This window comes from Luteibacter sp., from assembly GCF_035539195.1.
GTDB lineage: Bacteria > Pseudomonadota > Gammaproteobacteria > Xanthomonadales > Rhodanobacteraceae > Luteibacter.
Genome location: NZ_DATLIW010000006.1, coordinates 21391 through 33950, shown reverse-complemented (window position 1 = coordinate 33950; position 12560 = coordinate 21391). Strand labels below are relative to the sequence as shown.

Below are 12560 nucleotides of genomic sequence, written 5' to 3'. Positions count from 1 at the left end.
TTGGTCCTCTGTGCTCAAGGGATGAGTGGGATGGGGAGCGTCATCGAGTTTCTGGCGCGTCTTGGTCAAGACGCGTCGCTGTGCCATGCGTCCGACGAGACGCTTGCCGCCCTCGTGAGCGAGGCCGGCATGGACGAGGCTGTGACAGCGCTTCGTACCGTGGCCGGGCAGGGCATCTACTTCAACACCCAGATGGGTGAGCCGCTCCGTGAAGTGGAAGAGCCGGAAGACGACGAGGGCGACGAAGGCGAGGACGACGACGAAGAAGGCGAGAAATCGTCGCGCCGCGGGCCAAAGCCGCCCGTCCCCGGTCCGCGGCACTGACTCCATGAACGCCGGCGTCCGCATGGGCCTGATCGTCGCCTTGCTCGTCTTCACGAGCAAGGCGACGATCACGCTGGCGGCGCCCCAGCTGCCGGGGTCCACACCACGCCCGCCCGCCGAACACAAGGCCGATCTCGACGCGATGCTGGCCCGCGCGGATGCGATCAAGGTCGTCGACCTGGGCCGCTTCACTCGGCTTCTCGAGGAAATCGGTGCGAGGGAGGCGGAGCTCGACCGCGAGCAGAAGTCGCTGTTCCATTTCCTCCGTGGTTGGCGCGCTACCTGGGTGGGCGATTACGAAACGGGCAAAGCCGAACTCGACAACGTCGCGGACACCTCGAGCAGCAACGTGCTGCGTGCTCGCGCGACAGCCACCCTGATCAACCTGCTTGGCATCGGTCATCGCTACGAACAGGCCTTTACGCGTCTGAACCAGCTCCAGGACATGTTGCCGTCCATCCGCGACCGCAAGGCGCGCTTCCAGGCGCTCGGCGAAGCCTCGCAGATGCTCAGTACGGCCGGGCAGTTCGATCAGGCCGAGGCCTATGCGCAGCAGATGATGGACGACCCGCCGCCGGGCGAATCCATCTGCAAGGGCGCTCAACACCTCATGCGTGCCCGCCGTGAAGGCGGCCGGCTGCGAACGCTCGATCCGATTTACCAGAAAGCCATCGACTCATGCGTGGAAGGTGGCGATGAAGTTTTCGCCGATGCCATGCGCGCCGACGTCGCCGCGTTCCACCTGGCCAACGGCCATCCCGAAGAAGCCGTGAAGATCCTGGTCGCGAACCGCGACGGCCTTCGCGCGCTGCACTATCCGACGACGCTCGCCGAGTTCGATGCGCTGCTCGCACAGGCCTACCTCAAGCTGGGCGACCTGCCGAACGCACGGCGCTACGGCCTTTCGGCGCTCGCCGGTTCCATCCAGGGTGAGTTCACCGACGCGCGGCGTGCGGGATACGAAGTGCTTTATCAGGTCGAGGAGCGTCTGGGCAACGCGGCGGCTGCGCTCGGGTACCACGAGCAGTTCATGGCTGCGGACAAGGCCTACCTCAACGACTTGAGCGCGCGCAGCCTGGCCTTCCAGATCGTCGACCAGCAGTTGGTCGCGCGCAAGGCCGAGGTCGAAGTGCTCAACCGGCAGAACGAGATCCTGCGCCTGAACGGCGTGCTCGACCGCAAGGAGGTCGAGACCGGACGGCTCTACATCTTCATCCTCGGTCTGAGCCTGCTCGCCGTCGCCTGGCTGGTGCTCTGGCTGCGCCGTTCGCAGATGCGTTTCATGAAACTCGCACGTCGCGATGGTCTCACCGGTATCTGCAATCGCGAACACTTCGTGGAACAGGCCGATCGCGTGCTTGCCTACGGTGCGCGCTCCGATCGCGGCCTGTGTGTCATCCTGTTCGACCTGGATCACTTCAAGAACGTCAACGATACCTACGGCCATGCCGTCGGCGACGAAGTGCTCAAGCGTGCCGTCGACGTCTGCCACCGTGCCTTGCATGCGTGTGACGTGTTTGGCCGGCTGGGGGGCGAGGAGTTCGCCATTCTTCTTCCCGATTGCAGTCCCGCGCAGGCGCGAGCCCGTGCCGAACAGCTTCGGCTGTCGATCTCGGCGACGTCGGCCACGCAGGCGCGTCCCGAGCTGGCGGTCACGGCGAGCTTCGGTGTCTCGTCCACGCTGCAATGCGGATTCGAACTGCACCGGCTGCTGGTCGTGGCCGATGCCGCGCTTTATCGCGCGAAGCGGGCAGGGCGCAATTGCGTCTTCATGGGCGATACGGGAGATATCCCGGATTCGCCGTACCTGACCGAGGCGCGTGGCTGACTCGGGACGCCAGGCTTCAGGCATAAAAAAAGGCCGCTTTCGCGGCCTTTTTCAGTTACCCGTCGCGGCTGAAATCAGCGCTGACGAGCCTTGAAACGGGGGTTGCTCTTGCAGATCACGAACACTTTGCCGCGACGGCGAACGACTTTGCAGTCACGGTGACGCGACTTCGCGGACTTCAAAGAGGAAAGCACCTTCACGGCCAGCTCCTGAAACTTTAAGGACAAGGAAAAACGGAATTGTAGCGATCCGGTCGGCGTTACGCAAGCGTCGGGAAAGATTGGTCTTTCAGCCGAGGCCGAGGGCCGTGCGCGCCTCGCGCACGGTGCGCAGGAAGCTGTCGAGCACGGGGGACGTATTGTCGACGCGACTGGCCACGGCAAGCAACAGGTGTGCTTCCGGATCGTCCACCGCGACGAAGGCGACGCCATCCAGGTGCACGGCACGCAACGAGGCAGGCACCAGGGCCAGGCCCAGTCCGGCGGCCACCAGCGGGAGCAGGGAAGGGATCTGCTGGGCTTCCTGGCGCACGTTCGGACGGAACTTGGCCTTGTTAGCCAGCAGCATCAGGCGGTCGATCAGCGTGGCCGCGTGCGCCCGCGGCGGAGCGACGAAGCGTTCGTGGGCCAGTTCCTCCATGCGCAGCGATTCGCGGCCGGCGAAGCGGTGTCGCTTGGGCAAGGCAATGACCAGCGGTTCGTGGTCGATCACCTCGACATTGAGCTGGCGGGCGTTGGCCACGCCTTCGGGATGCGCCCGGAGCAGGCCCACGTCGATCTGCCCGCTGAGGATGGCGTCGTACTGGGCGCCGGTGAGCATCTCGCCGAGGTGCAGGCTGACCCCCGGTGCCGCTTGTGTGAAGCGCAGCAAGGTTTCCGGCAGCGCCCGGTGGAATGATACGGAGACGGCATAGGCCAGCCTCAGTTGGCCGGTGAACCCGGCGGCTGCCTCGGTCACGACGGTTCGTGCACTCTCCGCCCGCGCCAGGATGGCCTTGGCTTCGAGCAGGAACAGCCGCCCCGGCTCGGTCAGCGCGACGCGGCGCCGGTTGCGGTCGAGCAGGCGCACGCCAAGATCGGCCTCCAGGGCGAGAATCTGCTGCGACAGCGGAGGCTGCGAGATGTGCAGGCGCTGGGCGGCCTGGGTGAAACTGAGGGTTTCCGCCACTTCCACGAAGTAGCGCAGCTGGCGCAGATCGAACATAGTCGATTTTCGTCTAAGTGGGCAGTGAAAGATATATTGGCGAGAAATTCCTAGGAAATCTAGAATCCTCGTCGACCTACCAATCAACCCTCCCCCTGGGTCGGTAGGTCCCTCGCCCCGCATCGACGCTAAACACCGGTATCTGGCCTACCTCCCCCCCCGAGGCCCATACCGAGGCGTCCTCTGCGGGGCGACTTTCTTTCCGGGATCCGAAGCGTGCGGGTTCCGATACGTGTGGGGTCCGACACGTGTGGGGTCCGAAAGGTAAGGAAGCCGAAACGTGTGGGAGCCGCTTCAGCGGCGATCCCCGCGGCAGCGGGCCAGGGTGGTGCCAGCACCCCATCGCCGCTGAAGCGGCTCCCACACGGAGCAAAGCCCCGGCAAGCACGGAGCAAGGTCCCTGGAAGCACGGAGCGAGGCCCCTGCACGCACGGAGCAAGTCACCGGCGCGAGCAGCCCTTACACCTTCCAGGAGCAGCCTTTACACCTTCCAGGAGCGGCCCTTACACCTTCGAGGTGAAGGCGCATTCGGTGGTGGCGCGCACATGGTCTTCGTCGACGCCAGGGGCTAGCTCGATCAGCGCGAGGCCGTCCGGAGTGACGTCGAACACCGCCAGGTCGGTGATGATCCGGTCGACGACGCCCTTGCCGGTCAACGGCAGGTTGCACTCGGTGAGGATCTTCGGCGTGCCGTCCTTCGCGGTGTGTTCCATCACCACCACCACGCGCTTCACGCCGGCAACCAGGTCCATCGCGCCGCCCATGCCCTTGACCATCTTGCCGGGGACCATCCAGTTGGCGATGTCGCCTTCGGCGGTGACCTGCATGGCGCCGAGGATCGAGATATCCACGTGGCCGCCGCGGATCATCGCGAAGGAGTCCGCACTGGAGAAGAACGACGCGCCCGGACGGGCGGTCACGGTCTGCTTGCCGGCGTTGATCAGGTCGGCGTCCACTTCGTCTTCGGTCGGAAATGGGCCGATGCCGAGCAGGCCGTTTTCCGACTGCAGCCACACGTCCACGCCCTCGGGCAGGTGGTTGGCGACCAGGGTCGGCAAGCCGATGCCCAGGTTCACGTAGTCGCCGTCGGCGAGTTCCAGGGCGGCGCGCTGCGCCATCTGTTCACGAGTCCAGGCCATGGTGTTCTCCTCAGGCGCGCACGGTGCGCTGTTCGATGCGCTTGGACGGCGCGGGATTGTGCACGATGCGATCGACGTAGATGCCCGGCGTGTGGACCTGGTCGGGGTCCAGCTCGCCCACTTCCACCATGATCTCCACCTCGGCGATGCAGACCTTGCCGGCCGTCGCGGCCATCGGATTGAAGTTGCGTGCGGTCTTGCGATAAACGAGGTTGCCCGAGGGATCGGCCTTCCATGCCTTGACCAGCGCCACGTCGGCGACGATGGACCGTTCCATGACGTACATGTTGCCGTCGAACTCGCGGGTCTCCTTGCCCTCGGCGACCTGGGTGCCATAGCCGGTGCGGGTGAAGAAGGCCGGGATGCCCGCGCCGCCGGCGCGCAGCTTCTCGGCCAGCGTGCCCTGGGGGGTGAACTCGACCTCGAGTTCGCCGGCCAGGAATTGACGCTCGAACTCCTTGTTCTCGCCCACGTACGAGGAAACCATCTTGCGGATCTGGCGGGTGGCCAGCAGCAGGCCCAGGCCCACGCCGTCGATGCCGGCGTTGTTGGAAACCGCGGTCAGGCCCTTCACCCCGGAATCGCGAAGCGCTTCGATGAGGAGCTCGGGAATACCGCAGAGGCCGAAGCCACCCACGGCGATGATCTGTCCGTCGGCCACGAGGCCGGCCAGCGCCTCGTGGGCGTTGGCGACGCGTTTGTCGCGCGAATGCGACTTCACCTGGTTCATGCGTTGTCGAGTCCATCCGGGCGGTCCCGCCGCCGGTTCGCCCGCCATCATAGCCGAGCGCCATCACGTCCCGTGGCCCTTCGTGGGTTCACGCTGGTCCATGGTGCTGGGCAGCAAAGTCCGAAACGACCAAGACCTTGCGCTCCGTTGGCGGTTTGATCGACAGGTTTCCAGCCCGTCTCCCGTAATTCTTCAACCTGGAGGTTTCTCGTGAGCAAGCAGAAGATCGGCGTGATCGGCATGGCCGTCATGGGCCGCAACCTCGCCTGGAATATCGAAAGCCGTGGTCACGCCGTGTCCATCTTCAACCGAAGTAAGGAAAAGACCGACGAGGTGATGTCCGAGAGCAAGGGCAAGCAACTCGTGCCCACCTATACGCTCGAAGCGTTCGTCGACTCGCTGGAAAAGCCCCGCCGTATCCTGTTGATGGTGCAGGCAGGCAAGGGCACGGACGCCGTGATCGAGCAGCTTCGCCCCCTGCTGGACAAGGGCGACATCCTCATCGATGGCGGCAATACCTACTACAAGGACACCGTACGCCGCGGCGAAGAACTGGCGAAGGACGGCTTGCACTTCATCGGTACCGGTGTGTCCGGTGGTGAAGAAGGTGCGCTGAAGGGGCCGTCGATCATGCCGGGAGGTCCGCGCGACGCTTACGACCTGGTCGCGCCGATCCTCACCGAGATCGCCGCCAAGGCGCCCGATGGCGAGCCCTGCGTCACCTATATCGGTCCGGGCGGCGCCGGCCATTACGTGAAAATGGTGCACAACGGCATCGAATATGGCGACATGCAGCTCATCTCGGAGAGCTATGCCGTGCTCAAGCACGTGCTCGGCCTGGACAACCAGGCCCTGGCCGATGTCTACAGCGAATGGAACGAAGGCGAGCTGGACAGCTTCCTGATCGAGATCACCTCGAAGATCTTCACCAAGAAGGACGACAAGAGCGACAACATGCTCGTGGACGTGATCCTCGACCGCGCCGCGCAGAAGGGCACCGGCAAGTGGACCAGCCAGAGCGCGCTCGACCTCGGCGTCCCTCTGACGTTGATCACCGAGTCCGTCTTTGCCCGGGGGCTGTCCTCGCTGAAGGAAGAGCGCGTGGCGGCGAGCAAGTTGCTGTCCGGGCCCAAGGCGGAGGCCTTCTCGGGCGACCGTTCGGCGTTCAAGGAATCGGTGCGTCGCGCGCTTTACATGAGCAAGCTCATCTCCTATGCCCAGGGCTTTGCGCAGCTGCGCGCGGCCTCGGACGAAAACGACTGGAAGTTGGACTACGGCGCCATCGCGAAGATCTTCCGTGCCGGCTGCATCATCCGCGCACGTTTCCTGCAGAAGATCACCGACGCCTACAAGAACGATGGCGACGTGAAAAACCTGCTTCTCGACCCGTACTTCAGGGACATCGTGCAGAACTACCAGTCAGCCCTGCGCGAGGTGGTCGCCGAAGCGGTCCGCGTGGGTGTGCCGGTGCCTGGCTTCTCCGCGGCCATCGCCTACTACGACAGCTATCGCGCGGACAGGCTTCCGGCAAATCTCATTCAGGCACAGCGCGACTACTTCGGTGCCCACACCTTCGAGCGGGTGGACGAGAAGGGTAGCTTCCACGCCGAGTGGGCGGAGTAGGGGCGATTTATCGGCCATGACGGCTCGCCATGTGGGAGCGCTCGCGATGTGGCAAGCCGTCATGTGGGAACCGCTTCATTTGTGGGAGCCGCTTCAGCGGCGATGGGTGCTTGCTGCACCCTGGCCCGCTGCCGCGGGATCGCCGATGAATCGGCTCCCACATGGCCGATGAATCGGCTTCCACAGGGGCGATGAATCGGCTCCCACGGGGGCGATGAAGCGGTCCTGTGTCGAACCTGTAGGCCGGTGCCCTGCGTCGTTGTAAGCGGACTTGCGTCGCGCCTTCGACATCTAGGAGCTAGCGCTGACAGGGAACCTCCCTTTAGAGTTGGCGGAATCGGGAGGGCCGCCGCATGAGCGGTGGCTCTTTCGCGACCAACGAGGGAGTACGTTGTTTGATGCTGAGATGTAAGCTGACCGGCGCCGTGGCGCTCGCGGTGGCGCTGGCCGGATGCTCGACGCTGCCTCAACCGCGCGATGACGGGGCGCTTCAGCGGGAAGCCGTGGCCGGCACGGAAAAGCCGGCGCCACGACCTGTCGTCGTCCCCAGCACCAATCCGGCCGCGCCGGGCGTGGCTGCGCCGGACGTGACCACGGGTACCGGCGAATTCGTCAAGGCCGTCGGCCTGGCCAAGCCGAAGCCGGTGGCCGAGGGCGCGGGCACGGTCACCTTCAATTTCGAGAACCAGCCGGTCGAGTCGGTGGTGAAAGCCATCCTGGGCGACCTGCTGCACGAGAACTATTCGATCGTGCCGGGTGTGCAGGGCAACGTATCGTTCTCTACGTCCCAGCCGGTTACCGCCGAGCAGGCCCTGCCGATCCTGGAGACCCTGCTCTCGTGGACGGGCAACGCGCTGGTCCACAGCAACGGTCGCTACGTGGTGATGCCGGCCAAGGATGCCGTTGCCGGCAACCTCGTGCCGAGCATCGGCGCGACGGCGCCGGCCGGTGGTCTGCAGGCCCGCTTGTTCCCGTTGCGCTTCATCTCGGCCACCGAGATGCAGAAACTCATCAAGCCCTTCGCCCGTGCCGATGCCGTGTTGCTCGCCGATCCCACGCGCAACGTGCTGGTGATGGCTGGCACGCCGAGCGAACTCGACAATTACCAGCGCACGGTGGCCACGTTCGACGTGGACTGGTTGCGCGGCATGTCCGTGGGCGTGTTCAGCCTGCAGCGCGCCGAGGTCAAGGACCTCACGCCGATGCTCGACAAGCTCTTCGGCGACAAGGGCAACACGCCGATGGCGGGTCTGCTGCGCTTCATCCCCATCGAACGGACCAATTCGCTGGTGGTGATCAGTCCGCAGCCGGCGTATCTGGACGAAGTGCGCAGCTGGATCGACCGCATCGACCATGGCGGTGGTAACGAAGCCCAGCTCTATGTCTATGACGTGCGCAACGTGCAGGCTTCGGATCTGGCCGACTATCTCTCCGACATCTACGGTGGCGGTTCCGGCGGAGGGCGTTCCGGCGACAAAGGCGGCAAGGTAGGCCCGGGCCTGAGCTCCGGTACGCTCGGTGGCGACAGCGATTCAAATCGCGGCGGCTCAGGCTTTGGCAGCGGCTCGGGCACGTTTGGCAGCGGGTCGTCGTCGTCCTCGTCCAGCGGCGGTTACATCAACACGACCACCGGCAACGGGATCAACGGCTCGTCTTCGGGATTCGGCAGCGGTGGTTCGTCGATCAACGGCTCCCAGAGTGGTTTCGCCGGCAGCGGCTTCGGTGACGATGACAACTCGCATCGTTCGCACAGCGGTGGCATCACTACGGACGAAGGCGTTCGCATCACCTCGGTGGACTCGAACAACCAGCTGATGGTGCGTTGTCGTCCGGCGCAGTGGGCCGAGATCGAGCAGGCGATCAAGCGTCTCGATGCGGTACCGCTGCAGGTGCAGATCGAGACGCGGATTCTCGAAGTGGCGCTTACGGGGAACTTCCAGTTCGGCGTGCAGTGGTACCTCGAGGGCCTTGTCGGCGGCAAGAACGGCTCGGTGGGCCAACCGGGGAACAAGCAACAGTGGGCGCTCGGTAACGGTGGCAATGTCTATAACCCGTCCACTGACAGCTTCTTCTACTCCTTCGTGAACAACAACCTGTCGGTCGCCTTGAAGGCGATGGAGACCAGCGGCAACACGAAGACGCTTTCCGCGCCATCGCTGGTCGTGCTCAACAATCAGAAGGCGCATATCCAGGTCGGCGACCAGATTCCCATCACGCAGACCTATGTGAACACCGGAGCGAACACCGACAACACGATCGGCCAGGTGGAGTACAAGGACACCGGCGTGATCCTCAACGTGCGTCCGCGCGTGAATCCGGGTGGCCTGGTGTACCTCAACATCAACCAGGTAGTGAGTTCGCCGGGCGCGAAAGACACGGCTACGGGCAACTTCCCGATCCAACAGCGCGAAGTGGCGACCCAGGTCGCTGTGCAGAGCGGACAGACCGTGCTGCTGGGCGGCCTCATCAAGCAGGACGAAGGCGTCACCGATACGGGTATTCCCGGTCTCAACCGCATACCCGTGTTCGGTCGCCTCTTCGGCTCGACCAACCGCAGTCGCAACCGCACCGAGCTGATCGTCCTGATTACGCCGCGCGTGGTCACCAATAGCGATGACGCCAAGCAGATCACCGACGAGTACCAGCGCAAGTTCGAATCGCTGCGCCCGTACAGTGCCGACGCCAAGGCGGCCGGTCAGCAGCCCGCCGTGTCGTCGCCCCCCCGGAAACCATGAGGAAAGGCGCCCGGGGCGCGCCTGCAAGCATTGGCCTATGGTGGTCCTACGGAGTTCAGGGTCACCGGTGACCGCGTGCCGCTCGCGCTAGTGCGTGGGAATGGCCGGCTGGGTCAACGGCGACGGATACGTCACCTTGGGGCGGTAGGGCTGGACTGAGGTACCGAGGTTCGGGCCCATGCGGTGGCTCAGGCTGTTGGCATTGTAGAGGCCAAGGGTGTTCGACGGACCTCTGGCGATGTCCGCATTGCCGGGCATGGGTACCGGCGCCACATCGTTCGCGACGAGGTGATTGAGGCACGCATACGACAGGGTCGCGGTCGAGCCTTCGGCGTGTTCGACACAGGCCGGCGTCGCCGACGCATGCACGCCCGGCAGCGTGACGACGCTCTTCGTGTCCTGCGCGAACGCGCCAGACGCTGCCGAGCAGGTTAGTAAGAACACCCAGTGCCGAATATGCATACATCATTCCGTGAGGCTTCGCCGCGTTGGATACCACGCGCGGCGGGGCCTGCGGAAGTGGCAAGGCCGTTGTCATGCTCCTGTCATCCACTTTGTCACGAAAACAGCGCGGTTGTGTCATTTACCGCGCCTAGCCTTCCCACGAGACAAGTCCCCGTCCCGTACGCCCATGCGCGAAGGAATGACCGTGACACGCTGCGTTTTCGCGCTGGTCGCGTGCTCCATCCTGTTCGCATCGCCGCCACTCGCGGCGCAAACGCGTACACCGGCGGAGGCATCACAGGGGTCGGAAGAAACGCATGCGCCAACGCGCTTCGACATCGACGCACAGCCGCTCGCGACCGCTCTTCGCGGCTATAGCGAAGCGACGGGCATTGCCGTTCTCTTCGATGGGGCACTGGTCGAGGGGCGTTCGTCGCCGGGTATCCATGGGGTGGTCGATGCACGCGATGCGCTGCGCGTTCTGCTCGTGGGAACGGGCCTCAGTGCTCATTTTTCCTCGATGAATGCGTTCACGGTGACCGCCGATCCCGCGACCGTGACCGAAGCCAACCGAGTCGCGAAAGCGGATTCGAGCGACGATGCGCCGTCGCTCGGGTCGCGTGATGCCGCCATGATCCAGGCGGCCATCGAAGCGGCGCTCTGCGCGCATGTGGCGACGCGTCCGGGTAGCTTCCGGCTGGCCATGCAGGTGTGGATCGACGCGACGGGCGCGATCGACGATGTCGCTGCGCTGGCGCCGTCGGACGACCCGCAGCGCGATACCCAGGTGCTCGCCGCGCTCCGCGGCGTCCGCGTGGCTCCGTCGATGTCCCGTTTCAGCCCCGTGACAGTTCTGCTGACGCCGTCGGCTCCCGGTACGTATCGCTGCGCCGGTGCGCGTGCGTGGCAGAGCTGACGTGGATACGTCCATGCTCGGCCTCTTCCTCGCCAACTATGAAGACTTCCGTCGTCGGCTGCGTCGTCGACTTCGTTCGGACGATCTGGTCGACGACGTGCTCCAGGAGACCTATCTGCGCGTGGAGCGACTCGATCCCGAGGCCGAGCGCGCGACGCATCCGACCGGGTACCTGTTCCGCATGGCCCTCAATATGGCCGCCGATCATCATCGCGCGTCCGGGCGCCTGCTTACCGGTGACGAGGTCGACGACCTGATCCACGGCGTGGACGATCACCTCGACCCGCCGACGGTGCTGTCCTCGCAGCAGGACATCGTGGCACTCGGGCTGGCGCTGGACATGCTCACCCGCCGGCAGCGCGAGATCCTCATCGCCGCGCGTATCGACGAGCTGCCGCAGGCGGAGATCGCCGCGCGTTACGGCATCTCCGTACGCATGGTGGGCAAGGAGCTGAAGAAGGCTCTTGAGACCTGCGCCACAAAAGTGGGAAGAAAATCGGTACAGCGGTTCGGTCCCGGCGCCGGAGATCCGTCTTGACCGATATGGACACGACCAACATCCACGAGAGCGAACGCCAGGCCCAGGCGTGGCTCGTGCATCTGACCTCGGGCACGGCCACGCGAGAGGATGGCGAAGCGTTCCGTCGCTGGTGCCTCTCGAGCGAGCAGCATGCGGACGCCTTCGCGCGCACGCGACGGATGTGGCATGACCTCGGCCCCGCCATCGCCCGGCGCCAGGAGTCCGCATCGCGCGGGGGGCGCCCTGCACCCCGGCATGCGATACGCATGAGCCGTCGCGCCTTCCTCGGCACGGCCGTCACGGCTTCCGTGGCCGCCCTCGTCGTCGCCGGCTATGGCCTCGACATGGGCGGGCAACGCGGAAGCGGCGCCACGCTACGCACGGCCATCGGCGAGCAGAGGCACGTGGATGTGACGCAGGGCGTCGCGCTGGAAATGAACACCGCCACGAACATTGGCGTGCGTTCTTCGGGTAACACGGTCACCGGGTTCCGCCTGCGTTCGGGCGAGGCCGTGGTTCGCATCGCCCCCTCGCATACCGCGCCCTTCGTGGTCGAACTGGAAGACGCCCGCGTGCTCTCCCGTCCGGGTTCGTCATTCGCGGTGCGCTGCGTGGACGGCGTTTCCACGGTCACCTGCCTCGAAGGGCAGGCCGTGCTGGCGCACGCCACAAGCAAGACCTTGGTCAAACCCTCGCAGCAACTGGCGTTCGACGCGGATGGCCTCGGCACCGCGATCGCCGTGAATCCCGATACCGCGCTTGCTTGGAGGCACCGCGTATTGATTTACGACAACCAGCCCCTTGCCGATGTCGTTACCGACATCAATCGATATCGCCCGGGCCGCATCGTGATCACCGACCGCACGCTCGGCGAGCGCCGCGTGCATGCACGCTTCACCCTGGACCAGATGGCCGACGTGGCCTCGCTGATCGAAGAGGCCTATGGCGCGCACGCGACTCACCTTCCGGGTGGCTGGGTGTTGTTGAGCTGACGGTCGCGCAGGGACGGAACCGATCGTCCCATGAATTTTTCGTGACAACGGTTCAGTGCCGCCGCCGCCCACGCGTCATTAGGGCAGATGGAACATCAGGGGAAGA

General features: G+C 64.9%; 12 protein-coding genes. 7 read left to right on the top strand and 5 right to left on the bottom strand.

From position 1 onward, the window contains the following. The first annotated feature begins 30 nt into the window (after window positions 1–30). Together VM621_RS01480 and VM621_RS01475 are read left to right on the top strand one after the other, a co-directional pair. Window positions 31–324, top strand: coding sequence for a hypothetical protein (locus VM621_RS01480; protein ID WP_325467216.1), 294 nt, complete (start codon window positions 31–33; stop codon window positions 322–324). A 4-nt stretch (window positions 325–328) separates the two neighbouring features. Beyond that, on the top strand, window positions 329–2152 hold the full coding sequence (locus VM621_RS01475; RefSeq protein WP_325467215.1) for a GGDEF domain-containing protein: 1824 nt from the start codon (window positions 329–331) through the stop codon (window positions 2150–2152). A gap of 74 nt (window positions 2153–2226) precedes the next feature. Here VM621_RS01475 and ykgO read toward each other — a convergent pair whose 3' ends face one another. From ykgO to VM621_RS01455, 4 genes are all read right to left on the bottom strand, one after another. Beyond that, on the bottom strand, window positions 2227–2352 hold the full coding sequence (gene ykgO / locus VM621_RS01470) for a type B 50S ribosomal protein L36 (protein WP_029213509.1): 126 nt from the start codon (window positions 2350–2352) through the stop codon (window positions 2227–2229). An 88-nt stretch (window positions 2353–2440) separates the two neighbouring features. Further along, complete coding sequence (locus VM621_RS01465; RefSeq protein WP_325467214.1) at window positions 2441–3355, bottom strand: LysR substrate-binding domain-containing protein; 915 nt, start codon at window positions 3353–3355, stop codon at window positions 2441–2443. Between the two features lie 503 nt (window positions 3356–3858). Next, window positions 3859–4494 (bottom strand): CoA transferase subunit B, encoded by a 636-nt coding sequence (locus VM621_RS01460; protein WP_325467213.1) that lies wholly within the window; start codon window positions 4492–4494, stop codon window positions 3859–3861. Between the two features lie 10 nt (window positions 4495–4504). Further along, window positions 4505–5224, bottom strand: a complete 720-nt coding sequence (locus tag VM621_RS01455) for a CoA transferase subunit A (protein ID WP_325467212.1) — start codon at window positions 5222–5224, stop codon at window positions 4505–4507. A gap of 210 nt (window positions 5225–5434) precedes the next feature. Between VM621_RS01455 and gndA the strand changes: the two genes are divergently transcribed. After that, window positions 5435–6847 (top strand): NADP-dependent phosphogluconate dehydrogenase, encoded by a 1413-nt coding sequence (gndA, locus tag VM621_RS01450; protein WP_325467211.1) that lies wholly within the window; start codon window positions 5435–5437, stop codon window positions 6845–6847. A 398-nt stretch (window positions 6848–7245) separates the two neighbouring features. Continuing rightward, window positions 7246–9582, top strand: coding sequence for a type II secretion system secretin GspD (gene gspD, locus VM621_RS01445; protein ID WP_325467210.1), 2337 nt, complete (start codon window positions 7246–7248; stop codon window positions 9580–9582). A gap of 87 nt (window positions 9583–9669) precedes the next feature. Here gspD and VM621_RS01440 read toward each other — a convergent pair whose 3' ends face one another. Further along, entirely contained in the window at window positions 9670–10044 is a 375-nt protein-coding gene (locus tag VM621_RS01440) for a hypothetical protein (RefSeq protein ID WP_325467209.1), read from the bottom strand. A 187-nt stretch (window positions 10045–10231) separates the two neighbouring features. Between VM621_RS01440 and VM621_RS01435 the strand changes: the two genes are divergently transcribed. The 3 genes from VM621_RS01435 to VM621_RS01425 are packed head-to-tail and all read left to right on the top strand — an operon-like array spanning window position 10232 to window position 12454. Next, a complete protein-coding gene (locus VM621_RS01435) occupies window positions 10232–10942 on the top strand; it encodes an STN domain-containing protein (RefSeq protein ID WP_325467208.1) in 711 nt (236 codons plus the stop codon). A gap of 13 nt (window positions 10943–10955) precedes the next feature. Then, window positions 10956–11480, top strand: coding sequence for an RNA polymerase sigma factor (locus VM621_RS01430; RefSeq protein WP_325467207.1), 525 nt, complete (start codon window positions 10956–10958; stop codon window positions 11478–11480). A gap of 5 nt (window positions 11481–11485) precedes the next feature. Further along, window positions 11486–12454, top strand: a complete 969-nt coding sequence (locus VM621_RS01425; RefSeq protein WP_325467337.1) for a FecR family protein — start codon at window positions 11486–11488, stop codon at window positions 12452–12454. Window positions 12455–12560 lie beyond the last annotated feature (106 nt).

Coding starts and splice junctions, on each gene's coding strand:
- VM621_RS01480 (WP_325467216.1), top strand. CDS start 31: ATGGGGAGCGTCATCGAGTTTCTGGCGCGTCTTGGTCAAGACGCGTCG.
- VM621_RS01475 (WP_325467215.1), top strand. CDS start 329: ATGAACGCCGGCGTCCGCATGGGCCTGATCGTCGCCTTGCTCGTCTTC.
- VM621_RS01465 (WP_325467214.1), bottom strand. CDS start 3,355: ATGTTCGATCTGCGCCAGCTGCGCTACTTCGTGGAAGTGGCGGAAACC.
- VM621_RS01460 (WP_325467213.1), bottom strand. CDS start 4,494: ATGGCCTGGACTCGTGAACAGATGGCGCAGCGCGCCGCCCTGGAACTC.
- VM621_RS01455 (WP_325467212.1), bottom strand. CDS start 5,224: ATGAACCAGGTGAAGTCGCATTCGCGCGACAAACGCGTCGCCAACGCC.
- gspD (WP_325467210.1), top strand. CDS start 7,246: ATGCTGAGATGTAAGCTGACCGGCGCCGTGGCGCTCGCGGTGGCGCTG.
- VM621_RS01440 (WP_325467209.1), bottom strand. CDS start 10,044: ATGCATATTCGGCACTGGGTGTTCTTACTAACCTGCTCGGCAGCGTCT.
- VM621_RS01430 (WP_325467207.1), top strand. CDS start 10,956: ATGCTCGGCCTCTTCCTCGCCAACTATGAAGACTTCCGTCGTCGGCTG.
- VM621_RS01425 (WP_325467337.1), top strand. CDS start 11,486: ATGGACACGACCAACATCCACGAGAGCGAACGCCAGGCCCAGGCGTGG.